The following is a 23,197-nucleotide window of genomic DNA, read 5'->3' as shown; positions in this document are numbered from 1 at the left end:
GCACTGTTCTCACCATCACAAGTCCACGACGGCTCGTGGAAAGAGCTCTGGGACAAACGCGACAAAGTCCACCAGGACTACTACGAACGACACCCGGGAAGGTTCCGCCAACGACCCACCACACCGGCCCCCGCCACATACGTCGGGATCAACCTCCCCCAGACCAAAACACCCCAAAAAATAGCCCAGTGACTCCACACAGCTTGACAATTCTCGGCCCGCTCACCTTTATCCCAAGGTGAGCGAGCGTTTGTGCAGGCGGACCGCTACTTGGCCTGGCCGAGGAATTCCTGGAGGCGTCGGACGCCTTCGGCGAGGTCGTCGTCGCCCAGGGCGTATGAGAGGCGCACGAAACCGGAGGGGCCGAAGGCCTCGCCCGGAACAACCGCGACCTCAACCTCGTCGAGGATCAGCGAGGCAAGCTCAGCGGACGTTGAGGGACGGACGGGACCGTTCGACGTCGGGAATTCCTTGCCCAGCAGTCCGCGGACGTCGGCGTACACGTAGAAGGCGCCGGTCGGCGTCGGGCATTCCACACCCTCGATCGCGTTCAGTCCGGCGACGATCGCCTTGCGGCGGCGGTCGAAGGCGACCTTCATTTCGTCGACGGCGGTCAGCGGACCGGACACGGCAGCCAGGGCTGCGATCTGCATGATGTTGGAAACGTTCGACGTCGCGTGCGACTGGAGGTTGGTGGCGGCCTTGATGACGTCGGCCGGGCCGATCATCCATCCGACTCGCCATCCGGTCATGGCGTAGGTCTTGGCGACACCGTTGAGGATGACCACCTTGTCGCCGAGCTCGGGGGCTGCCGTGGCGATCGAGGTGAAGGGGACGCCGTCGTACGTCAGGTGCTCATAGATTTCGTCAGTGACAACCCAGAGGCCCTTGGCCGCCGCCCATTTTCCGATCTCTGCCACCTGTTCGGCGCTGTAGACGGCGCCGGTCGGGTTGGACGGGGAAACGAAAAGCAGGATCTTCGTCTTGTCGGTGACCGCGGCCTCGAGCTGTTCCACGGTGACCAGGTAACCCTGTTCCGGGCCGGCGAAAACCTCGACAGGAACGCCTCCGGCCAGGCGGATTGCCTCCGGGTAGGTGGTCCAGAAAGGCGCGGGGATGATTACTTCGTCGCCCGGATCAACAAGTGTGGCGAAGGTGTTGTAGACAGCCTGCTTGCCGCCATTGGTGACCATCACCTGCGACGCATCTACCTTGTAGCCCGAATCGCGGAACGTCTTGTCCGCGATAGCCTGCTTCAGCTCCGGCAGGCCGGCGGCAGGGGAGTAGCGGTGGTACTTCGGCTGGGCGGCGGCCTCGACGGCGGCCTTGACGATGTAGTCGGGTGTCGGGAAGTCGGGCTCCCCGGCGCCGAAGCCGATCACGGGGCGACCCGCTGCCTTGAGCGCCTTGGCCTTGGCGTCAACGGCAAGGGTGGCGGATTCGGCGATGGCGGAAATTCGCTGTGAAATGCGGGCGGCTGGTATTCCGGCAGACATTAAAGCACCGTTCTTCGCGGGCAGCTCATGAGCTGGATGGTGGGATTCGACGAAATCTACTTTATGCTGTTCTGCGGAGCTATCGGGCTAACGTCGTGAAAGTGACAGTGGCGGCTGATCAAACGAGCGCTGAGCACATGAGCGAGAAGGCCTGAACGCTCCGGAAATGGCCCGGTTCGACTATCGCGACGTTGTTGCGTAGACTGGTTCACCGGTGTTGAAAAACATCACAATGGTCCGCGCCCCAGATCGGCTCCGGAATCTCGTGTTCTTCTGGATTCCTTGGCTTTGATGGAGTGTGGCCAAAATATGGATTCGTTCCATAGGGTAGTGGCGCAATTGGTAGCGCAGCGGTCTCCAAAACCGCAGGTTGCAGGTTCGAGTCCTGTCTGCCCTGCGCAAGCTGTTCCGAGGGTTTCCCCGGAACAAGCGCAGCAACCATGACTCTGATCAGAGTCGGGTCAACGACGTTTGCATAGATGAGTGAGGATCAGGTGACCGAAACAGCTGCGAGCAGCTCGAAGGGCCGCCCTGCCAAGAAGTCCGATTCCGGCCTCTTCGCTCGAATTGCACTTTTTGTCCGCCAGGTAATTGGTGAGCTCAAGAAGGTAGTTGCCCCCACCCGCAAGGAACTGGTCAACTACACAGTCGTGGTGCTGGTGTTCGTGGCCATCATGATGCTGGTCGTCACCGTCCTGGACCTGGCTTTCGGTACGGGAATCAAATGGGTTTTCGGCGCTACTGGCACCACGAACCACTAAGCGGATCGCTCCGCAAACCGCGTGGAATCCCCGGAAAATCAAGGGATTTCGCAGGGTTTGCGGAATTGAGCCATTTAAATAGGCATGTTAGGCAATGAGGAAGCAGGAGACCAAGTGTCTGAGCAGGAGCTCGAGGTAACTGAGACTGAGCTGGATGGGCCCGCTGAAAGCACGGCCCACGCCACGGCTGACGCCGTGGAAGGATCCGAGGTCGATTCTGCTGCGCCCGAAACTGCCGACGTCGACGACGCCGATGAGTCCGACGCCGAGGTGTCCGACGCCGACGACGAGTCTGCAGAGGCGTCCGACGACGCCGACGCCCTGGCCGCCGCTGCAGCTGTAGCGCCCGCCGACCCCGCTGAGGAGTTCAAGGGCAAGCTTCGCCGCCAGGAAGGTGACTGGTACGTCATCCACTCCTACGCCGGTTACGAAAACCGCGTCAAGGCCAACCTTGAGACCCGCATCCAGACCCTGGACATGGAAGATTACATCTTCGAGATCCAGGTGCCCATGGAGGAAGTCGTTGAGATCAAGAACGCCCAGCGCAAGATCATCAACCGCGTACGCATTCCGGGTTACGTCCTCGTCCGTATGGACCTGACTGACGCATCCTGGGGCGCCGTCCGCCACACCCCGGGTGTCACCGGCTTCGTGGGCAACGCACACAACCCGGTTCCGCTTCGCCTCGACGAGGTCTTCTCGATGCTGGCTCCGGTCTTCGAAGAGCAGCAGGCCGAAAAGGGCAAGCCGGTCAACAAGCAGCACCAGACGCCCGTCGACATCGACTTCGAGGTCGGAGAGTCCGTCATCGTCAAGGAAGGTCCGTTCGAGACCCTCCCCGCCACGATCTCCGAGATCAAGATGGATTCCCAGACGCTTGTGGTCCTGGTGTCAATCTTCGAACGCGAAACCCCGGTTACGCTCGCATTCAACCAGGTCACCAAGATCTAGTTGATCCAAGAATTTCGCCCCGCGGTTGCCCGCTTAGCAGCCACGGAGCGGTCGGTCGCCTTGCCATGGCGGCCACAAACCTGAGGCACGCTCCTGTGTCCTAGGAAGTTATTGAGAGAAGGACCTACATTGGCTCCCAAGAAGAAGGTCACCGGCCTCATCAAGCTGCAGATCCAGGCAGGTGCCGCCAACCCGGCCCCGCCGATCGGTCCTGCGCTTGGCCAGCACGGTGTCAACATCATGGAATTCTGCAAGGCGTACAACGCTGCAACGGAAGCCCAGCGCGGAAACGTTATCCCGGTTGAAATCACGGTCTACGAAGACCGCTCCTTCACCTTCATCACCAAGACCCCACCGGCTGCAGAGCTCATCAAAAAGGCTGCAGGCGTTGCAAAGGGTTCGGCCACGCCGCACACCGTCAAGGTTGCCAAGCTGACCCAGGCGCAGGTTAACGAGATCGCCACCACCAAGATGGAAGACCTCAACGCCACCAGCCTTGAGGGCGCTGCCAAGATCATCGCCGGCACCGCACGCTCCATGGGCATCACCGTCGAAGGCTAATACCAGCCTTCAACCGCCGGGAAACCGGCACCATTGAAATATTGAAAATGTTGGACATCCACGCCGGATTTCCAACTGTGGCAGGGCCCAGCGCGGTCCGCAGACCACAACTGCACAAGGAGAATAAGCAGCATGGCAAAGCGCAGCAAAGCATATGAGGCAGCCGTAGCCAAGATCGAGGCAGACAAGTTCTACGCCCCGTTCGAGGCCATCAAGCTCGCCAAGGACACCAACCCGTCCAAGTTCGACGCCACCGTTGAGGTCGCTTTCCGTTTGGGCGTTGACCCGCGTAAGGCCGACCAGATGGTCCGCGGCACCGTCAACCTGCCGCACGGCACGGGTAAGACTGCCCGCGTCCTGGTTTTCGCAACGGGCGACAAGGCCGAAGCAGCAATCGCTGCAGGCGCCGACTTCGTTGGTTCCGATGACCTGATCGAAAAGATCGCAGCCGGCTGGACCGACTTCGACGCCGCAGTGGCAACCCCTGACCTCATGGGCAAGGTTGGCCGTCTCGGTAAGGTCCTCGGCCCGCGTAACCTCATGCCGAACCCGAAGACCGGTACCGTGACCGCAGACGTCACCAAGGCCGTCAACGACATCAAGGGCGGCAAGATCGACTTCCGCGTCGACAAGCACTCGAACCTGCACTTCATCATCGGCAAGGTTTCCTTCGATGAACTGAAGCTGGCCGAGAACTACGCAGCTGCTCTCGAAGAGGTACTTCGCCTGAAGCCGTCCGCTTCCAAGGGCCGTTACATCCAGAAGGCTACGGTCGCCACCACGTTCGGCCCGGGCATCTCGGTTGACCCGAACGTCACCAAGGTTCTCACCGAGGCGTAAGCCACCGGGAGCATCGACTCTGAAAGGACCGTCCGGCATTCGCCGGGCGGTCCTTTCGTTGTATGCAACCGGCACCTATCGCGGGTTGCGACCGCTGATTAGGCTGAGGGCATGACAGGCCGGCTTCCGGATTTCAGCATCCACGAGCTCCACCTGCCGGAGTCCCTGGACGGGCCGGACGGCGAGGATTTCCGGGAGCTCTCTTCCGTGATGGACGCCATGGTGTTGGAAACTTGGGGAAGCCTGGACCGGGCGTCTTCGGCGCAGGACCGGCTCGCCGGATGGCGGGATACCCCATATGAGGCCTCAAGGAACTTCTTCGCCCGGGTTGACGGAAGCATCGTAGGCTATTCTTCCTGCCAGGTTCCGCTCAAGGACAACGTCCATACCGCTTGGCTCCATGTAGATGTTCTGGAGGGGCACCGCCGGCATGGAATCGGGACCGCATTGCTCCGCACAGTCGAGGGGATTGCGAAGGCAGAGGGGAGGCACGTCCTGCAGGCGCACACCGAACACCCGATCGGCTCCGCAGGAGCAGGAGCAGGAGCAGGAGCACCAGCAACACCCTTCGATCCAGCCGCGGCACCCGGGGGAGTGCCCGAAGACGGTCCGGGAGTGGCCTTCTGCCTCAAGAACGGATACAGCTTGGAACAGGCCAGCAGATTCAGCAGCCTGGACATGGACCATGACGCCGAGTGGGCAAGGCTGGAGCTTGCAGCGCATTCCAAAACCGACGCCGCCTATGAGGTCCTTGCCTGGACGAACCGTTGCCCCGGCGAATACGTGGACCACATGGCCGGGCTGATGGGCCGGATGAGCACGGATACACCCGCGGGAGGCCTTGAGATCGAGGCAGAGGCCTGGGATGCTGCCCGCGTCAGGCAACTCGAGGACACCACGCTTGCCGAAGGCCAGGCTGCCCTTGTGGCCGCTGCACAACATCGGCGGACGGGGGAGCTCGTCGCGTACACCGTGATCTACCTTGATCCCGCGAAGCCTCGGGTGGCCGAACAGGACGATACTTTGGTGGCAAAGCCGCATCGGGGCCATGGACTGGGAATGCTCGTGAAACTGGCCAATCTGCGCAGGCTGCAAGCGGAATATCCAGCAGTCCAGCGCGTCATGACTTTTAACGCCGAGGAAAACGAACATATGCTGTCCATCAACGTACAGCTCGGCTTCAAACCGGCGGGATACGACGGCGAATGGCAAAAGAGGATCAAATGACGAGCACGGTGGAGATCGGCCAACTCTGGATCCCGGATTCCCTTGACGCCGATGACGCAAAGGACTTTCTGGCCGCCGTCGAAGTCAGCCGCAGGGTCCGGATGCAGATCTGGGGCACGGACGATCTCGCCTACACCCCGTTGGAGAAACTGCTCGAACTCGGCGACCCTTACGAACGCCAGGTCATTCTCGTGGCCCGCGTTGACGGCCGCATTGTCGGTACCGTCGACATCGCGCTGCCCCTTGCCGACAACATGGACCTGGCCGAGTTCACCCTCGACATCCTTCCTGAATTCCAGCGCAGGGGCGTCGGCCGGCAGCTTCTGGAAGCTGCCGAACATTTCGCGAAAAGCGAGGGCCGGACGATGATCATGGTGGACACCAACCACCCTGCAGAGTCCTTGCGCGGTGGTGCCGAGGGCCAGCTCGTACCTGGCAGCGGCCTGGGCTTTGTTCCCTTGGCCAGCCGCGAGGTCGATTTTGCCCGTCGCACCGGCTACACCCTCCAGCACATAGAACAGTTCAGTTCCTGTGCGCTCCCGCTGGATTCAAAGCTTGTCGCCGACCTTGAGGCCGAAGCGGAAGTCGCGAACGCCGGCCGCTATCAGGTCCACCACTGGACCGACCGTTGCCCGCAACAGTGGCTCGAAGCAGTGGCCGCACTCGAGAACGCGGCCGGGGAAGTAGTGTCCGAGCGCAGTGAGACCGCGGAAGCCGAACAGCAGCAGTTAGTGTTCGACGCCGGTGTGTTGCGCCAGGCGGAGGACGCCGCCGTCGCGCAGGGGCGCCGAACGGTGGTCACCGCCGTCGAACACGTCGCGAGCGGGCGGATCGTCGGGCTCACCACGATCGGTGTCCTGGCGCAACGCCAGGACGTTGTCTTCCAGGACGACACGATCGTCCTGCAGGAGCACCGGGGAAACAAACTCGGGCTTCTCATCAAGGTCGCCAATATGCAGCGCCTCAGCGAACAGTTCCCCGACGCGCGGGTGATCTACACCTGGAATGCCCCCGAAAACCGGTACCTGCTGACCGTGAACAAGCAATTGGGATTCACGACGGCCGGGGTCACCGGTCTATGGCAGAAGGAACTGCCGAACATGGGCCCGAAGGTCACCTCCTCCGAGTGAGGCGGCGCGATTTGGCGATGCACTTGCCCGTCCCGTAAGCTTGAACTACCAAAGACCGTCGGTTGATGGGAATCCACTCCTCCGGGCGCAGCTCAACTCTGCAGCTACGCGCGGAAGAACCAAGTGGATTCCTTGACGAAGGACCCTGACAAAGGGCGGCCGGCGCAGGTGAACGAAGCAAATCTCCGCGATCATTGGATCGTGTTGAGCCAAGCCCCGTGCATCTGCGCGGGGCGTTTTTTAGTTGCAGCTCTTTTGAGCGGGGACCCGGAAAACCGGCTTTATTCCCCGGAAGGAGGGTTATGGCAACGCCTAGCAAGATCTCTGCAGTAGCTGAGATCACCAACGATTTCAAGGAATCGAACGCCGCTGTCCTGACCGAATACCGCGGGCTCTCTGTTGCACAGCTCAAGCAGCTGCGTGTTTCTCTCGGCCTGGACACCAAGTTCTCGGTCGTCAAGAACACCCTGACCGCCATTGCAGCCAAGGAAGCTGGTGTCGAAGCATTCGACGGTCAGCTCGCCGGCCCCACTGCAATTGCATTCATCAAGGGTGACGCGGTTGCTGCCGCCAAGAGCCTGACGGACTTTGCCAAGGTCAACAAGCAGCTGGTCATCAAGACCGGCTACTTCGAAGGCAAGGCACTGAACGCAGCAGAGGTTGCCGCACTGGCAGCCCTCGAGTCCCGTGAGCTGCAGCTCGCCAAGGTTGCAGGCATCCTCAAGGCACCTGCTGCCGCTGCTGCACGCATCATTGACGCTCTGCGCCTCAAGCTTGAAGAAGAGGGCGGCGCTGTGGCACCGGCCGCTGAAGAAGCACCGGCTGCCGAAGAGGCTCCCGCCGAGGCTGCTGCAGAAGAGGCTGCCGCTCCGGCTGAAGCCGCTGAAGCAGCAACCGAAGAGAACTAAGTTCTCCCCCATTCAAATTGCGGTGCAGTAACGGACGACGTCCGTGGCAGCACCACCTAAAGGAAGGACGCCAAACATGGCGAAGCTCAGCAACGAAGAGCTCATTGAAGCTTTCAAGGAACTGACCATCATCGAGCTCTCCGAGTTCGTCAAGCTCTTCGAAGAGACCTTCGAAGTTACTGCTGCTGCTGTTGCAGTTGCAGGCCCGGCTGGCGCCGGCGCTGGCGAAGAAGTTGAAGAGAAGACCGAATTTGATGTCATCCTCGAAGCTGCCGGTGAAAAGAAGATCGCAGTGATCAAGGAAGTTCGCGCCATCACCTCCCTCGGCCTCAAGGAAGCCAAGGACCTGGTTGACGGTGCACCGAAGGCTGTTCTCGAAGGCGCCACCAAGGAAGCCGCTGAGAAGGCCAAGGACCAGCTCGAAGCTGCAGGCGCCACGGTTACTGTCAAGTAACTCGCCTTTTCGGGTAATTCGCTTTACCCAGGAAGCCCCGTCCGGATTCGTCCGGGCGGGGTTTCCTGCATTTAAGAGCAACGCGGGGTCACTTACGGCCCATTGGGTGCTGCTGGATGGGCCGTAAGTGACCCCGCGTTGCTTTTGGAAGGGTCAGATGGGGTCGCTGATGTCGGCCACTACGGCCTGCAGTGCAGCAGCCAGTTCATCGGCCTTTACGAAAGCGCTGAATCCGTGTTCGCCTGCGCCCATGGAGATCCTGCGTCCGGCGATGCTGGCATCAGCATAGACCGGCCAGGGCTTCGAACTTCCCAGCGGCGTGATGGTGCCGCGCTCATAGCCGGTTGCCTCGAAGGCGATGTCGGCGGAGGGCATGGACAGCTTGTTGACGCCCAGGAGGGCGCGTAGCTTGGGCCAGGAGATCTGCCGGTCACCCGGAACCAACGCAAACAGGAACGTGCCATCCCGGTGCTTGACCACAAGGGACTTCACGATGTCGGCCGGTGTGATCCCCATGACGCGGGCCGCTTCGTCAAGGCTGCTTGCCGCCGCCCGCTCCACGAGTTGGACGTCGAGTCCGCGGGCGGCCGCGTCGGCGAGGAATCGCTCAGTGCCCCGCATTCACGCCCCATTTCCAGTCATGGCCGCTCCCGCTGCCGAATGCGCCGAATATCTAGTCGCGGTAGAGAAGCAGTGCTTCGCCTTGGCCGCCGCCACCACACAGGGCGACCGCTGCTTTCCCCTTACCGCGGCGCTTCAACTCGTGGGCCGCGTGGAGGGCAAGCCGCGCTCCCGAGGCGCCGATCGGGTGTCCAATCGCAATTGCTCCGCCGTGGACATTGCACTTCTCCAAGGGATAGTCCAGGTCCTTCAAGGACTGCACCGCAACCGAACCGAAGGCTTCATTGATCTCGATGAAGTCCAGATCGGCCGTTGTCCACCCCGCGCGGTCCAGAGCGTGCCGTATCGCGTTCGAAGGCTGCGAATGCAGGCTGTTGTCGGGTCCCGCTACCTGGCCGGGCTTGCCGACGACGGCAAGGTAGTCAAGGCCGTTCTCCTCGGCAAAACGGCGGCTCGTGAGCACGAGTGCGGAGGCGCCGTCGGACAGGGGAGAGGAGTTGCCGGCGGTGATGGTTCCGTCGGTGGCAAAGGCGCCCTTCAGGGGGGCCAAGGTCTCAAGCGTTGTCTGGGGCCGGACGCCTTCATCGCTCGTCAGCACCAAGGGTTCTCCCTTGCGCTGTTTGATGCTGATGGGTGTGATCTCGCCGTCGAACACGCCTTGCGCGGCGGCCGCGGCTGCACGCTGGTGCGAAGCGGCGGCCACTTCGTCCTGGGACCGGCGGTCGATGCCAAGCGAGAGGTTCTTGATTTCAGTGGACAGGCCCATGGACTGGCCATCAAACGCGTCGGTGAGGCCGTCGTGGGCAGCGACGTCGAGGGCCTGGATCGCTCCGTAACTCCACCCTTGCCTCGAACCGGGCAGCAAGTGGGGAGCGCGGCTCATCGATTCCTGGCCGCCGGCAACCACGACGGCGGCGTCCCCGCTGCGGATCATTCGCGCGGCGTCGATCACGGCCGTCAGTCCGGAGAGGCAGACCTTGTTGATGGTGACGGCCGGGATGTTCCAGCCGATTCCGGCGGCGATGGCGCTTTGCCGGGCCGGATTCTGGCCGGCGCCCGCCTGCAGGACCTGTCCCATGATCACTGCGTCCACCTTGTCCGCAGTGAGTCCGCTCGCCGCAATGGCGCCTGAAATGGCGTGAGCACCGAGCTCGACGGCGGTGAGCCCGGCCAGTTGCCCGTTCAACCGTCCCTGTGGGGTACGGCTGGCGGAAAGGATGACAACGTCGTTGTTGTTGTCCGTTGTGTCTGAGGGGGTGCTCATTTTCTCTCTTCCGATCAAGGGTGGTGAGCCTAGGTTACCGTGGCGTACATCACCTCTCCATTCAACAATGGAGCCTGGATCAACATTCCGCCCACGGCAGGAAGGGGCCGGGCCGCATAGGTGCCTGCAGCAACTGTGCTTGCATTCGGGCGGGATGTGGGGTAGACAGGTGGGTTGATTTGCCGTATTGTGGATATTTGCGTCTTCCCTGTTAACCTTCAGCCTTCATATAGCGGTGGGCTTTACCTCTCAGCTGCGCCATCGACATGCCGTTAGAACGAGCATGGTCTTGGCCAGCGGGGGTCCCGGGTCATATAGCGGAACCGGAAAGGTACACTGCGGATTCAATCTGCAGGGTGCAAGCGGGGGAGATCTGAAAACGCCTGAAGGTCTGTGGAAGGATCCCTCTTGGTCGCCTCGAGCACCTCTAATAACGAAACCGCTAATACGGCAAGCACCGATGGTGCAACTCGCCGGCTCTCATTCGCAAAGATTCACGAACCGCTGGACGTTCCGAATCTGCTCGCACTGCAGACAGACAGCTTCGACTGGCTGGTCGGAAACGAACGCTGGCAGTCGCGGGTAGCGAAGGCCGTCGAGGAAGGCGACCTGAGCGTCGCCACCACCTCTGGACTTGCTGACATCTTCGAAGAGATCTCCCCCATCGAGGACTTCCAGGGCACTATGTCCCTGAGCTTCTCCGAGCCGGAGTTCGCTGATCCGAAGTACACCATGGCCGAATGCAAAGACCGTGACGCCACTTACTCGGCACCGCTGTATGTCAAGGCCGAGTTCATGAACAACAACACGGGTGAAATCAAGCAGCAGACCGTGTTCATGGGCGATTTCCCTCTCATGACCGAGAAGGGAACGTTCGTTGTCAACGGCACCGAGCGTGTCGTCGTCTCCCAGCTGGTCCGTTCGCCGGGCGCCTACTTTGAGCGCACCGCAGACAAGACCAGTGACAAGGACATCTTCACTGCAAAGATCATCCCGTCCCGCGGTGCATGGTTCGAGCTCGAAATCGACAAGCGCGACCAGGTCGGCGTACGCCTCGACCGCAAGCGCAAGCAGTCGGTCACCGTTCTGCTGAAGGCCCTTGGTTGGACCGAAGGCCAGATCCTCGAAGAGTTCGGCCAGTACGACTCCATGCGCGCAACGCTGGAGAAGGACGCCACCGAAACCCGCGAAGACGCCCTGCTGGACATCTACCGCAAGCTGCGTCCAGGCGAGCCGCCCACCGTCGAGGCTGCCCAGTCCCTGCTGGATAACCTGTACTTCAACGCCAAGCGCTACGATCTGGCCAAGGTTGGCCGTTACAAGATCAACCGCAAGCTCGGCATCGACCGCTCCCTTGGCGACAAGGAAGCTTCGGTCCTGCACGTTGAAGACATCGTGGCCATGATCAAGTTCCTCGTCGCACTTCACGCAGGCGAGAAGACCCTCATGGGCAAGCGCGATGGCGAAGACCACGAGCTCCGCGTCGAGATCGATGACATCGACCACTTCGGCAACCGTCGCATCCGCGCAGTCGGCGAACTGATCGAAAACCAGGTCCGCACCGGCCTGTCCCGCATGGAGCGCGTCGTCCGCGAACGCATGACCACGCAGGACGTCGAAGCGATCACGCCGCAGACCCTGATCAACATCCGCCCTGTTGTGGCAGCTATCAAGGAGTTCTTCGGAACGTCCCAGCTGTCGCAGTTCATGGACCAGAACAACCCGTTGTCGGGTCTGACCCACAAGCGCCGCCTGTCGGCTCTTGGCCCGGGTGGTCTGTCCCGTGACCGCGCAGGCATGGAAGTTCGAGACGTCCACCCGTCCCACTACGGACGCATGTGCCCCATCGAAACTCCTGAAGGCCCGAACATCGGTCTGATCGGTTCGTTGGCTTCCTACGGCCGCATCAACCCGTTCGGTTTCATCGAGACTCCGTACCGCCTGGTGTCCGAGGGTGTCGTTTCCGATGAGGTCCAGTACCTCACCGCCGACGACGAAGCCGAAGTCCTGATTGCACAGGCCAACGCACCGCTGGATGCCGACAAGAAGTTCGCGGAAGAAACCGTGCTTGTCCGTGCCCGTGGTGGTGGAGGCGAGCCCGTCCTGGTTCCGGCCGGCGAAGTTCAGTTCATGGACGTTTCCCCGCGCCAGATGGTGTCCGTAGCTACCGCTCTGATTCCGTTCCTTGAGCATGACGATGCAAACCGCGCACTCATGGGTGCCAACATGCAGCGCCAGGCTGTGCCGCTGGTCCGTTCCGAGGCCCCGTTCGTGGGTACCGGCATGGAGCGCGCTGCCGCCGTCGACGCCGGTGACGTTGTCATCGCGAAGAAGGCCGGTGTCGTCAACGAAGTTTCCGCTGACCTCGTCACCATGCTTAACGACGACGGCACGGAAACCAGCTACCGCATCAACAAGTTCGCCCGTTCAAACCAGGGCAACTGCTACAACCACCGTGTCCTGGTCAACGAAGGCCAGCGCCTCGAAGTCGGCGGCATCATCGCTGACGGCCCGGCAACGGACCAGGGTGAACTCGCCCTCGGTAAGAACCTCCTCGTGGCATTCATGTCCTGGGAAGGCCACAACTTCGAGGACGCCATCATCCTGTCGCAGCGCATCGTCGCTGAGGACGTTCTTTCCTCCATCCACATCGAGGAGCACGAGATCGATGCCCGCGACACCAAGCTTGGTGCCGAGGAAATCACCCGTGACATCCCCAACGTGTCCGAGGAAGTCCTCGCAGGACTTGACGAGCGCGGCATCATCCACATCGGTGCCGAGGTTGAAGCCGGCGACATCCTGGTCGGGAAGGTCACCCCGAAGGGTGAAACCGAACTGACTCCGGAAGAGCGCCTCCTCCGTGCGATCTTCGGCGAGAAGTCCCGCGAAGTGCGTGACACCTCCCTGAAGGTTCCCCACGGTGAGTCCGGCACGGTTATCGGCGTGCGCGTCTTCGACCGCGACAACGACGACGAGCTGCCCCCGGGCGTCAACCAGCTGGTCCGCGTCTACGTTGCTGCCAAGCGCAAGATCACCGACGGCGACAAGCTCGCCGGCCGCCACGGTAACAAGGGCGTCATCTCCAAGATCCTCCCGATCGAAGACATGCCGTTCCTTGCCGACGGTACGCCGGTGGACATCGTCCTGAACCCGCTGGGTGTTCCGGGCCGCATGAACGTCGGCCAGGTGCTCGAAACGCACCTCGGTTGGGTTGCGAAGACCGGTTGGAAGATCGAAGGCGAGCCGGAGTGGGTCAAGAACCTCCCGAACCTGCCTCGTGAATCCGGCCAGACCACTGTCGCCACCCCGGTGTTCGACGGTGCACGCGAGGAGGAAATCACAGGTCTGCTGGATTCCACCAACGTGACCCGCGACGGCGACCGCCTGATCGACTCCTCCGGCAAGACCCGTCTGTTCGACGGCCGCTCCGGCGAGCCGTTCCCGGACCCGATCTCCGTGGGCTACATGTACATCCTGAAGCTCCACCACCTGGTGGACGACAAGATCCACGCACGCTCCACCGGCCCGTACTCCATGATCACGCAGCAGCCGCTGGGTGGTAAGGCACAGTTCGGTGGCCAGCGCTTCGGTGAAATGGAAGTGTGGGCGCTCGAAGCATACGGCGCTGCCTACACCCTCCAGGAACTGCTGACGATCAAGTCGGATGACATCCACGGCCGCGTGAAGGTCTACGAAGCCATCGTCAAGGGCGAGAACATCCCCGAGCCTGGCGTTCCGGAATCCTTCAAGGTCTTGATCAAGGAAATGCAGTCGCTGTGCCTGAACGTGGAAGTTCTTTCCACGGACGGTACGACGATCGAAATGCGTGACTCTGATGACGCAGTCTTTACGGCTGCGGAAGAACTGGGCATTGATCTGTCTCGCGCAGAGCCCAGCTCCGTAGAAGAGGTCTAAACAGCCGCTCTGGCTGGCGGTGCAGACCGCCAGCCAAGGCAGCTGCCTCTTTCCGTAAACCCAAGACTTCAGAATTTAGAGAACAAGAGAGAACAGGGACCATATGTCCAGCGAATCCTCCTTCGGCCTCATGCAGATCGGCCTCGCCACCGCGGAAGACATCCGCGGCTGGTCTTACGGTGAGGTCAAGAAGCCGGAAACCATCAACTACCGCACGCTCAAGCCCGAGAAGGACGGCCTCTTCTGCGAGAAGATCTTCGGCCCGTCCCGGGACTGGGAATGCTACTGCGGCAAGTACAAGCGCGTGCGCTTCAAGGGCATCATCTGCGAGCGTTGTGGCGTTGAAGTCACCCGCGCCAAGGTGCGCCGCGAGCGCATGGGCCACATCGAGCTGGCTGCTCCCGTCACGCACATCTGGTACTTCAAGGGTGTTCCCTCCCGCTTGGGCTACCTCCTTGACCTGGCACCGAAGGACCTCGAGAAGGTCATCTACTTCGCTGCCTACATGATCACGAGCGTCGACACCGAGAGCCGTCACGCGGAACTGCCGAACCTTCAGGTGGAGCACGACCTCGAGAAGAAGCAGCTCGTCGACAACCGCGACAGCGACATCGCCACGATTGCCCGCGACCTTGAGGACGAGCTTGCCCGCCTCGAAGGTGAAGGCGCCAAGGCTGCAGACAAGAAGAAGGCCCGCGACTCCGCGGACCGTCAGATGGCCAACGTCCGCAAGCGCGCGGATGCTGAGATCGAGCGCCTCGAGCAGGTCTGGGACCGCTTCAAGAACCTCAAGGTCGCTGACCTCGAAGGTGACGAAGGCCTGTACCGCGAACTGCGCGACCGCTACGGCATGTACTTCGAAGGCTCCATGGGTGCCGAAGCCATCAAGAAGCGTCTTGAGAACTTCGACATGCAGGCAGAGTCGGAGTCCCTGCGCGACACCATCCAGAACGGCAAGGGCCAGCGCAAGACCCGTGCCCTCAAGCGCCTGAAGGTTGTCAACGCATTCCTGACGACCAACAACAGCCCGCTTGGCATGGTGCTGGACGCCGTCCCGGTGATCCCGCCGGAACTGCGACCGATGGTCCAGCTGGACGGTGGCCGCTTCGCGACCTCCGACCTCAACGACCTCTACCGCCGTGTGATCAACCGCAACAACCGACTCAAGCGACTGCTTGACCTCGGTGCTCCGGAGATCATCGTCAACAACGAGAAGCGCATGCTTCAGGAAGCTGTTGACAGCCTCTTCGACAACGGCCGTCGCGGCCGTCCGGTCACGGGTCCGGGCAACCGTCCGCTGAAGTCCCTGAGCGACATGCTCAAGGGCAAGCAGGGCCGTTTCCGCCAGAACCTGCTCGGCAAGCGCGTCGACTACTCCGGCCGTTCGGTCATCGTCGTCGGCCCGCAGCTGAAGCTGCACCAGTGTGGTCTGCCCAAGCAGATGGCCCTGGAGCTCTTCAAGCCGTTCGTGATGAAGCGACTGGTTGACCTCAACCACGCGCAGAACATCAAGTCGGCAAAGCGCATGGTCGAGCGTTACCGCCCGCAGGTCTGGGACGTGCTGGAAGAGATCATCACCGAACACCCGGTGCTGCTCAACCGTGCACCTACCCTGCACCGCCTCGGCATCCAGGCATTCGAGCCGCAGCTTGTTGAAGGCAAGGCCATCCAGCTTCACCCGCTGGTTTGTGGCGCGTTCAACGCCGACTTCGACGGCGACCAGATGGCAGTCCACCTGCCGCTGAGCCCCGAAGCGCAGGCTGAAGCCCGCATCCTGATGCTGTCCTCCAACAACATCTTGAAGCCGTCTGATGGCCGTCCGGTGACCCTGCCTTCGCAGGACATGATCATCGGTCTGTACCACCTGACCACCAAGCGCGTTGGTTCCGCTGGCGAAGGCCGGATCTTCTCCTCGGTTGCGGAAGCCATCATGGCCTACGATGCCCGCGAGCTGCACCTGAACTCCCAGGTCAAGATCCGCCTTGAGGGCTTTGTCCCTTACGCCGGCTGGGAAGCTCCGGAAGGTTGGGAGCCGGGTCAGACCGCACTGGTCCAGACCTCCCTCGGCCAGGTTCTCTTCAACGAGACCCTGCCGGAGGACTACCCGTGGGTTGAGGCTGTTGCCGACAAGGGCGAGCTTTCCCGGATCGTCAACGACCTCGCGGAGCGCTACCCGAAGGTTGTCACGGCTGCAACGCTGGACAACCTGAAGGACTCCGGTTTCTACTGGGCAACCCGCTCGGGCGTCACCGTGGCAATCTCCGACATCGAGGTGCCTACGTCCAAGCCGGCCATCCTGGCCCGTTACGAGACCATGGCTGCCAAGATCCAGGGCCAGTACGACAAGGGCCTGATCGATGACGACGAGCGTCGCCAGGAACTGATCGAGATCTGGAACAAGGCCACCAACGAAATCGCCCAGGCGATGCGTGACAGCCTGTCCCCGATGAACACCATCAACCGCATGGTGTCCTCCGGTGCACGTGGTAACTGGATGCAGGTCCGCCAGATCGCGGGTATCCGTGGTCTTGTGGCCAACCCGAAGGGTGAGATCATCCCGCGTCCGATCAAGTCCTCGTACCGCGAGGGCCTGTCGGTGCTGGAATACTTCATCGCCACGCACGGTGCCCGTAAGGGTCTGGCCGACACCGCGCTGCGTACCGCCAACTCGGGTTACCTGACCCGTCGTCTGGTGGACGTTTCGCAGGACGTCATCGTCCGTGAGGAGGACTGTGGCACCGAGCGTGGTCTCATGACCGCAATCGCCGTGCCGGACGCCAACGGTGAGCTGGTCCTTGACGAGAACGTCGAGAACAGCGCCTACGCACGTACCCTCGCCGTCGACGTCGTCGACTCCAAGGGTGCGGTGCTGGCAGCTGCCGGCACCGACTGCGGCGACGTCGTCATTGCCGAGCTGCTCGCAGCCGGCATCACCGAGGTCAAGGTCCGTTCCGTGCTCACGTGTGAGTCCAAGGTCGGCACCTGTGCGCTCTGCTACGGCCGTTCGCTGGCAACCGGCAAGACCGTGGACATCGGAGAGGCCGTCGGCATCATCGCCGCTCAGTCCATCGGTGAACCCGGTACCCAGCTGACCATGCGTACGTTCCACACCGGTGGTGCTGTTTCCGCCAGCGGTGGGGACGACATCACCCAGGGTCTGCCCCGTATCCAGGAGCTCTTCGAAGCCCGTACTCCGAAGGGTGTTGCACCGATTGCTGAAGCAGCCGGCCGCATCGCCATCGAAGAGTCCGAGCGCCAGATGCGCCTCATCATCACCCCGGACGATGGTTCCGAGGAGATCGCCTACCCGGTGCTGCGCCGTTCCCGCCTCCTGATCGAGGATGGCGAGCACGTCAGCGTCGGCCAGAAGCTGATCAACGGTCCTGTGGACCCGAAGCAGGTTCTGCGCATCATGGGTCCGCGTGCCGCCCAGAAGTTCCTGGTGGACGAGGTCCAGGGCGTTTACCGCAGCCAGGGCATTGGCATCCACGACAAGCACGTGGAAGTCATCGTCCGTCAGATGCTGCGCCGCGTGACCGTCATCGAATCCGGCGACTCCGATCTGCTTCCGGGCGAGCTCGCTGAGCGCAGCCGCTTCGAAGACGAGAACCGTCGCGTGGTGTCCGAAGGCCGTACCCCGGCTTCCGGTCGTCCGGAACTGATGGGTATCACCAAGGCATCTCTGGCAACCGAGTCCTGGCTGTCGGCCGCTTCCTTCCAGGAGACCACCCGCGTTCTGACGCAGGCGGCCATGGAAGGCAAGAGCGACCCGCTGCTTGGCCTCAAGGAGAACGTCATCATCGGTAAGCTCATCCCGGCCGGTACGGGCCTGCCCCGTTACACCGAGGTCACCGTGGAGCCGACTGAAGAAGCAAAGGCAAGCCTGTTCACGGGACCCAGCGCCTTCACCGACTTCTCGTATGACGCCCTGGGCGGCGACGGAGCTCCCGAGTTCCACGCCATCCCGCTGGACGACTACGATCTCGGCAACGACTTCCGCTAAGAAGTCTGCGAAGCAAAGGAAGGACCCCGTACTCAGTGAGTGCGGGGTCCTTCCCGTTAAGGCGCCCGACGACGGCGGGCGGCACCCGCCGTCGTGGTTCTCCCCTTTACACCCGATTAAGGCCTCAGATCAAGCCATGCTAGAATTTTGGTAATTGTTCTGTGTGGCAGTGGATGAAGGCCGCCGCAGCATCATTTCGGTTTTGTTCTCATGATGCTTCGGTGGTGCCTGTTTCCGAGTTGCGGGCTACGTGCGCAACGAATGCCGCACTTTTGCACGCCCATCGGGTCTTCGGACCAGGGCCGCATGGACAACGCCAAAGCTCTCACGCAAACACAGGCCAACGCCTGGGCGCGGAGCAGAGATCAACCAACGGAGAACACGAAAGTGCCTACGATTAACCAGCTGGTCCGCAAGGGCCGCACGCCGAAGGTCTCCAAGACCAAGGCTCCCGCGCTTAAGGGCAGCCCGATGCGCCGCGGTGTTTGCACCCGCGTTTACACGACCACCCCGAAGAAGCCGAACTCGGCTCTCCGTAAGGTTGCACGTGTGCGCCTCAACGGTGGCGTTGAAGTTACCGCCTACATCCCCGGTGTTGGCCACAACCTCCAGGAGCACTCCATCGTGCTGGTCCGTGGTGGTCGTGTGAAGGACCTTCCGGGTGTCCGTTACAAGATCGTCCGTGGTGCCCTCGATACCCAGGGTGTCAAGAACCGCAAGCAGGCCCGCAGCCGCTACGGCGCAAAGATGGAGAAGAAGTAATATGCCTCGCAAGGGTCCGGCCCCGAAGCGGCCGCTAGTTTCCGATCCCGTTTACGGTTCCCCGTTGGTCACCCAGCTGATCAACAAGGTTCTGATCGACGGCAAGAAGTCCACCGCAGAGCGCATCGTTTACGGCGCACTCGAAGGTGCACGCGCCAAGTCCGGTGGCGACCCCGTCGCCGCCCTCAAGAAGGCCATGGACAACGTCAAGCCTTCCCTCGAGGTCCGCTCCCGCCGTGTCGGTGGCGCAACCTACCAGGTTCCCGTTGAGGTCAAGCCGGGCCGCTCCACCGCTCTCGCTCTCCGCTGGTTGGTTGGCTACTCCAAGGCCCGCCGCGAGAAGACGATGACCGAGCGCCTCCAGAACGAAATCCTGGATGCGTCCAACGGTCTCGGTGCCGCTGTGAAGCGTCGCGAAGACACCCACAAGATGGCCGAGTCGAACAAGGCCTTCGCACACTACCGCTGGTAAAACTTCCCGTACGCCGCCGGCTCCCTGAGCTGGCGGCGAACGTGTAGTCCATCCGAAAGGGAGACACCGTGGCACAGGACGTGCTTACCGACCTTAGCAAGGTCCGCAACATCGGCATCATGGCCCACATCGATGCCGGCAAGACCACCACCACCGAGCGCATCCTGTTCTACACGGGTGTGAACCACAAGATCGGCGAAACGCACGACGGCGCTTCGACGACCGACTGGATGGAACAGGAAAAGGAACGCGGCATCACCATCACGTCTGCCGCCGTGACCTGCTTCTGGGACAAGAACCAGATCAACATCATTGACACCCCGGGCCACGTGGACTTCACGGTTGAGGTCGAGCGCTCCCTGCGCGTCCTCGACGGCGCCGTTGCTGTCTTCGATGGCAAGGAAGGCGTTGAGCCGCAGTCCGAGACTGTTTGGCGCCAGGCCGACAAGTACAACGTGCCGCGTATCTGTTTCGTCAACAAGATGGACAAGCTCGGCGCTGACTTCTACTTCACCGTAGACACCATCATCAGCCGCCTTGGTGCCAAGCCGCTGGTTCTCCAGCTGCCGATCGGCGCAGAGAACGACTTCATCGGCGTCGTGGATCTCCTTGAGATGCGCGCCCTGGTGTGGCCGGGCGATGCCAAGGGTGACGTCACCATGGGTGCCAAGTACGAGGTCCAGGGGATCCCCGCTGATCTCCAGGCCAAGGCTGAGGAGTACCGCGCACAGCTCGTTGAGACTGTTGCCGAGGCTTCCGAAGAACTCATGGAGAAGTACCTCGAAGGTGAAGAACTCACTGTCGAGGAGCTCAAGGCCGGCATCCGCAAGATGACCATCAACTCCGAGCTCTACCCGGTTCTCTGTGGTTCTGCCTTCAAGAACCGCGGCGTACAGCCGATGCTGGATGCTGTTGTTGACTTCCTGCCGAATCCGCTCGACGTCCCGCCCATGGTCGGTCACGACCCGCGTGACGAAGAGAAGGAGCTCACCCGCAAGCCTTCTTCCGAAGAGCCGTTCTCGGCCCTGGCGTTCAAGATTGCCGCGCACCCGTTCTTCGGCCAGCTCACCTTCATCCGCGTGTACTCCGGTCACGTAGAAGCAGGCGCCCAGGTGGTCAACTCCACCAAGGGCAAGAAGGAGCGCATCGGCAAGCTGTTCCAGATGCACGCCAACAAGGAAATGCCTGTTGAAGGCGCTACCGCGGGCCACATCTACGCAGCAATCGGTCTGAAGGACACGACCACGGGCGACACCCTGTGCGACGCGAACAACCAGATCGTCCTCGAGTCCATGAGCTTCCCGGAGCCCGTGATCTCGGTTGCCATCGAGCCGAACACCAAGGGTGACCAGGAGAAGCTCTCCACGGCCATCCAGAAGCTCTCCGCTGAGGACCCGACCTTCCAGGTCTCCCTCAACGAGGACACCGGTCAGACCATCATCGCCGGCATGGGCGAGCTCCACCTGGACATCCTGGTGGACCGCATGCGCCGCGAATTCAAGGTCGAGGCAAACGTCGGCAAGCCGCAGGTTGCTTACCGCGAAACCATCAAGCGCGCTGTAGAGCGTCACGACTACACGCACAAGAAGCAGACCGGTGGTTCGGGTCAGTTCGCAAAGATCCAGATCGCCATCGAGCCGATGGACACCGCTGACGGCGAGCTCTACGCGTTCGAGAACAAGGTTACCGGTGGCCGCGTGCCCCGCGAGTACATCCCGTCCGTTGACGCGGGCATCCAGGATGCACTTAACGACGGCGTTCTGGCCGGCTACCCGGTTGTCGGCATCAAGGCCACGCTGATTGACGGCGCGTACCACGATGTTGACTCTTCGGAAATGGCGTTCAAGATCGCCGGCCGTATGGCTTTCAAGGAAGCCGCACGCAAGGCGAACCCGGTTCTGCTCGAACCGCTGATGGATGTTGAGGTCCGCACCCCTGAGGAATACATGGGTGAAGTAATCGGTGACCTGAACTCCCGCCGTGGCCAGATGCAGTCCATGGAAGATGCCGCTGGCGTCAAGGTGATCCGTGCGCACGTTCCGCTGTCCGGCATGTTCGGCTACATCGGTGACCTGCGTTCGAAGACCCAGGGCCGTGCTGTGTACTCCATGACGTTCAACAGCTACGCCGAGGTCCCGAAGGCAGTTGCCGACGAGATCATCCAGAAGAACCGCGGCGAGTAATCACCGACGGATAAACCAGGATGCTGGCCCGTTCGGGAAAGCATTCAGCGCAGGCGCCGGGCTGTAGCCCAGGCCGCAGTCCGGTCCCTGCGCGAACAGACTCCAGGTACCGGCATTGGTCCCTGAATCTGCAATTTCACCAAATCCAAAGCCCCCAAGTAGACTTGCTGGAGTTTCTGCCGCGAAAAGCGCGGCCGAGGAGCAACTCACTTGAAATCGTTCTAGGAGGAACCTGTGGCAAAGGCAAAGTTCGAGCGGACTAAGCCGCACGTCAACATCGGCACCATTGGTCACGTTGACCACGGTAAGACGACGCTGACTGCCGCCATTTCCAAGGTGCTGTACGACAAGTACCCCACTCTCAACGAGCAGCGCGACTTCGCGTCGATTGACTCTGCTCCGGAAGAGCGCCAGCGTGGTATTACCATCAACATCTCCCACGTTGAGTACCAGACCGAGAAGCGCCACTACGCACACGTAGACGCTCCGGGTCACGCTGACTACATCAAGAACATGATCACCGGTGCTGCCCAGATGGACGGTGCGATCCTCGTGGTTGCCGCCACTGACGGCCCGATGGCTCAGACCCGCGAGCACGTTCTGCTCGCCCGCCAGGTTGGCGTTCCCTACCTGCTGGTCGCGCTGAACAAGTCCGACATGGTCGACGACGAAGAGCTTCTCGACCTCGTTGAAATGGAAGTTCGCGAGCTGCTCAGCGCTCAGGGCTTCGATGGCGACGACGCTCCGGTTGTGCGTGTTTCCGGCCTCAAGGCACTCGAAGGCGACCCGGTTTGGGTCAAGTCCGTCGAGGACCTCATGGAAGCTGTCGACAACTCGGTTCCGGACCCCGTTCGTGACCGCGACAAGCCGTTCCTGATGCCGATCGAAGACGTCTTCACGATCACCGGTCGTGGCACCGTTGTAACGGGTCGCGCCGAGCGCGGTACCCTCGCGATCAACTCTGAAGTTGAAATCGTTGGTATCCGTCCGATCCAGAAGACCACCGTTACCGGTATCGAGATGTTCCACAAGCAGCTCGACGAAGCATGGGCCGGCGAGAACTGTGGCCTCCTGCTCCGCGGTCTGAAGCGCGACGACGTCGAGCGTGGCCAGGTTGTCGTCAAGCCGGGTTCCATCACCCCGCACACCGACTTCGAGGCCAACGTCTACATCCTTTCCAAGGACGAAGGCGGACGTCACAACCCGTTCTACTCGAACTACCGCCCGCAGTTCTACTTCCGCACCACGGACGTAACCGGCGTTATCACCCTGCCCGAAGGCACGGAAATGGTTATGCCTGGCGACAACACTGAGATGACCGTTGAGCTCATCCAGCCGATCGCTATGGAAGAGGGCCTCGGCTTCGCAATCCGTGAAGGTGGCCGCACCGTTGGTTCGGGACGTGTCACCAAGATCATCAAGTAGTTTCTACTTGTAGATCGGTGAAGGACCGGCCGTCTCGCGACCGGTAGCAAACCAAAGAAGAACCCTGTCACTATCGTGGCGGGGTTCTTTTTTGCATGCTCGCGGTGATTGCCTTGGCATCCTGGGTTATAGCCCGGGGTTTTCATGGCAGGTCTGCCGGGGGGGTGTGTTAAACCGGTGAAAGGGTGCTCCGACAAGGGAAAATAGTGGTATTCGACGCCATA

General features: G+C 61.6%; 18 protein-coding genes and 1 tRNA gene. 16 read left to right on the top strand and 3 right to left on the bottom strand.

What is annotated here, in order from left to right:
- Positions 1-192, top strand: a 192-nt coding sequence (locus tag ABH924_RS23145; RefSeq protein ID WP_404502629.1) for a hypothetical protein, incomplete at its 5' end; no start/stop codon positions are given.
- 74 nt (positions 193-266) lie between these two features.
- Here ABH924_RS23145 and ABH924_RS23140 read toward each other — a convergent pair.
- A complete protein-coding gene (locus tag ABH924_RS23140; protein WP_404502627.1) occupies positions 267-1,496 on the bottom strand; it encodes a pyridoxal phosphate-dependent aminotransferase in 1,230 nt (409 codons plus the stop codon).
- A gap of 324 nt (positions 1,497-1,820) precedes the next feature.
- On the opposite strand from ABH924_RS23140, the gene ABH924_RS23135 reads away from it, so the two are divergent.
- From ABH924_RS23135 to rplL, 9 genes are all read left to right on the top strand, one after another.
- Positions 1,821-1,893 (top strand) — tRNA-Trp (locus ABH924_RS23135).
- Positions 1,894-1,975: 82 nt separating this feature from the next.
- Entirely contained in the window at positions 1,976-2,257 is a 282-nt protein-coding gene (gene secE / locus ABH924_RS23130; RefSeq protein ID WP_404502625.1) for a preprotein translocase subunit SecE, read from the top strand.
- Between the two features lie 114 nt (positions 2,258-2,371).
- Entirely contained in the window at positions 2,372-3,208 is an 837-nt protein-coding gene (nusG, locus tag ABH924_RS23125) for a transcription termination/antitermination protein NusG (RefSeq protein ID WP_404502623.1), read from the top strand.
- Between the two features lie 129 nt (positions 3,209-3,337).
- Entirely contained in the window at positions 3,338-3,769 is a 432-nt protein-coding gene (gene rplK / locus ABH924_RS23120; protein WP_018773647.1) for a 50S ribosomal protein L11, read from the top strand.
- Between the two features lie 132 nt (positions 3,770-3,901).
- A complete protein-coding gene (gene rplA / locus ABH924_RS23115; RefSeq protein ID WP_234749040.1) occupies positions 3,902-4,609 on the top strand; it encodes a 50S ribosomal protein L1 in 708 nt (235 codons plus the stop codon).
- Positions 4,610-4,720: 111 nt separating this feature from the next.
- Positions 4,721-5,836 carry a GNAT family N-acetyltransferase gene (locus ABH924_RS23110; RefSeq protein WP_404502620.1) on the top strand — a complete coding sequence of 372 codons (1,116 nt, stop codon included), beginning with the start codon at positions 4,721-4,723 and terminating at the stop codon, positions 5,834-5,836.
- Complete coding sequence (locus ABH924_RS23105; protein ID WP_404502618.1) at positions 5,815-6,966, top strand: GNAT family N-acetyltransferase; 1,152 nt, start codon at positions 5,815-5,817, stop codon at positions 6,964-6,966. The genes ABH924_RS23110 and ABH924_RS23105 overlap by 22 nt, the downstream gene beginning before the upstream one ends.
- A 302-nt stretch (positions 6,967-7,268) precedes the next feature.
- Positions 7,269-7,874 (top strand): 50S ribosomal protein L10, encoded by a 606-nt coding sequence (gene rplJ / locus ABH924_RS23100; RefSeq protein ID WP_234749043.1) that lies wholly within the window; start codon positions 7,269-7,271, stop codon positions 7,872-7,874.
- A gap of 76 nt (positions 7,875-7,950) precedes the next feature.
- Positions 7,951-8,328, top strand: coding sequence for a 50S ribosomal protein L7/L12 (rplL, locus tag ABH924_RS23095; RefSeq protein ID WP_234749044.1), 378 nt, complete (start codon positions 7,951-7,953; stop codon positions 8,326-8,328).
- A 153-nt stretch (positions 8,329-8,481) separates the two neighbouring features.
- Here the strand turns inward: rplL and ABH924_RS23090 are convergent, their stop codons facing one another.
- Together ABH924_RS23090 and ABH924_RS23085 are read right to left on the bottom strand one after the other, a co-directional pair.
- Entirely contained in the window at positions 8,482-8,949 is a 468-nt protein-coding gene (locus ABH924_RS23090) for an aminoacyl-tRNA deacylase (protein ID WP_404502616.1), read from the bottom strand.
- A 52-nt stretch (positions 8,950-9,001) separates the two neighbouring features.
- Positions 9,002-10,213 (bottom strand): acetyl-CoA C-acetyltransferase, encoded by a 1,212-nt coding sequence (locus tag ABH924_RS23085; protein ID WP_234749046.1) that lies wholly within the window; start codon positions 10,211-10,213, stop codon positions 9,002-9,004.
- A 408-nt stretch (positions 10,214-10,621) separates the two neighbouring features.
- On the opposite strand from ABH924_RS23085, the gene rpoB reads away from it, so the two are divergent.
- From rpoB to tuf, 6 genes are all read left to right on the top strand, one after another.
- Positions 10,622-14,128, top strand: a complete 3,507-nt coding sequence (rpoB, locus tag ABH924_RS23080) for a DNA-directed RNA polymerase subunit beta (protein ID WP_078108119.1) — start codon at positions 10,622-10,624, stop codon at positions 14,126-14,128.
- A gap of 103 nt (positions 14,129-14,231) precedes the next feature.
- Positions 14,232-18,131, top strand: coding sequence for a DNA-directed RNA polymerase subunit beta' (locus ABH924_RS23075; RefSeq protein WP_234749048.1), 3,900 nt, complete (start codon positions 14,232-14,234; stop codon positions 18,129-18,131).
- Positions 18,132-18,518: 387 nt separating this feature from the next.
- Positions 18,519-18,893: a 30S ribosomal protein S12 gene (gene rpsL, locus ABH924_RS23070; protein ID WP_009358312.1), complete on the top strand. Its 375-nt coding sequence runs from the start codon at positions 18,519-18,521 to the stop codon at positions 18,891-18,893.
- A 1-nt stretch (position 18,894) separates the two neighbouring features.
- Positions 18,895-19,365: a 30S ribosomal protein S7 gene (gene rpsG / locus ABH924_RS23065; protein ID WP_059387355.1), complete on the top strand. Its 471-nt coding sequence runs from the start codon at positions 18,895-18,897 to the stop codon at positions 19,363-19,365.
- Between the two features lie 68 nt (positions 19,366-19,433).
- On the top strand, positions 19,434-21,548 hold the full coding sequence (fusA, locus tag ABH924_RS23060) for an elongation factor G (RefSeq protein WP_234749050.1): 2,115 nt from the start codon (positions 19,434-19,436) through the stop codon (positions 21,546-21,548).
- Positions 21,549-21,782: 234 nt separating this feature from the next.
- Complete coding sequence (gene tuf / locus ABH924_RS23055; RefSeq protein ID WP_234749052.1) at positions 21,783-22,973, top strand: elongation factor Tu; 1,191 nt, start codon at positions 21,783-21,785, stop codon at positions 22,971-22,973.
- Positions 22,974-23,197: the final 224 nt, after the last annotated feature.

This window comes from Arthrobacter sp. GAS37 (assembly GCF_044908325.1).
Classification (GTDB): Bacteria; Actinomycetota; Actinomycetes; order Actinomycetales; family Micrococcaceae; genus Arthrobacter; species Arthrobacter ramosus.
The sequence above is the reverse complement of the archived record's forward strand: the minus strand, read 5'-3'. Positions and strand labels throughout refer to the sequence as shown.

Coding starts and splice junctions, on each gene's coding strand:
- rplL (WP_234749044.1), top strand. CDS start 7,951: ATGGCGAAGCTCAGCAACGAAGAGCTCATTGAAGCTTTCAAGGAACTG.
- ABH924_RS23090 (WP_404502616.1), bottom strand. CDS start 8,949: ATGCGGGGCACTGAGCGATTCCTCGCCGACGCGGCCGCCCGCGGACTC.
- rplA (WP_234749040.1), top strand. CDS start 3,902: ATGGCAAAGCGCAGCAAAGCATATGAGGCAGCCGTAGCCAAGATCGAG.
- ABH924_RS23075 (WP_234749048.1), top strand. CDS start 14,232: ATGTCCAGCGAATCCTCCTTCGGCCTCATGCAGATCGGCCTCGCCACC.
- ABH924_RS23140 (WP_404502627.1), bottom strand. CDS start 1,496: ATGTCTGCCGGAATACCAGCCGCCCGCATTTCACAGCGAATTTCCGCC.
- secE (WP_404502625.1), top strand. CDS start 1,976: ATGAGTGAGGATCAGGTGACCGAAACAGCTGCGAGCAGCTCGAAGGGC.
- ABH924_RS23105 (WP_404502618.1), top strand. CDS start 5,815: ATGGCAAAAGAGGATCAAATGACGAGCACGGTGGAGATCGGCCAACTC.
- ABH924_RS23085 (WP_234749046.1), bottom strand. CDS start 10,213: ATGAGCACCCCCTCAGACACAACGGACAACAACAACGACGTTGTCATC.
- rpsG (WP_059387355.1), top strand. CDS start 18,895: ATGCCTCGCAAGGGTCCGGCCCCGAAGCGGCCGCTAGTTTCCGATCCC.
- rplJ (WP_234749043.1), top strand. CDS start 7,269: ATGGCAACGCCTAGCAAGATCTCTGCAGTAGCTGAGATCACCAACGAT.
- ABH924_RS23110 (WP_404502620.1), top strand. CDS start 4,721: ATGACAGGCCGGCTTCCGGATTTCAGCATCCACGAGCTCCACCTGCCG.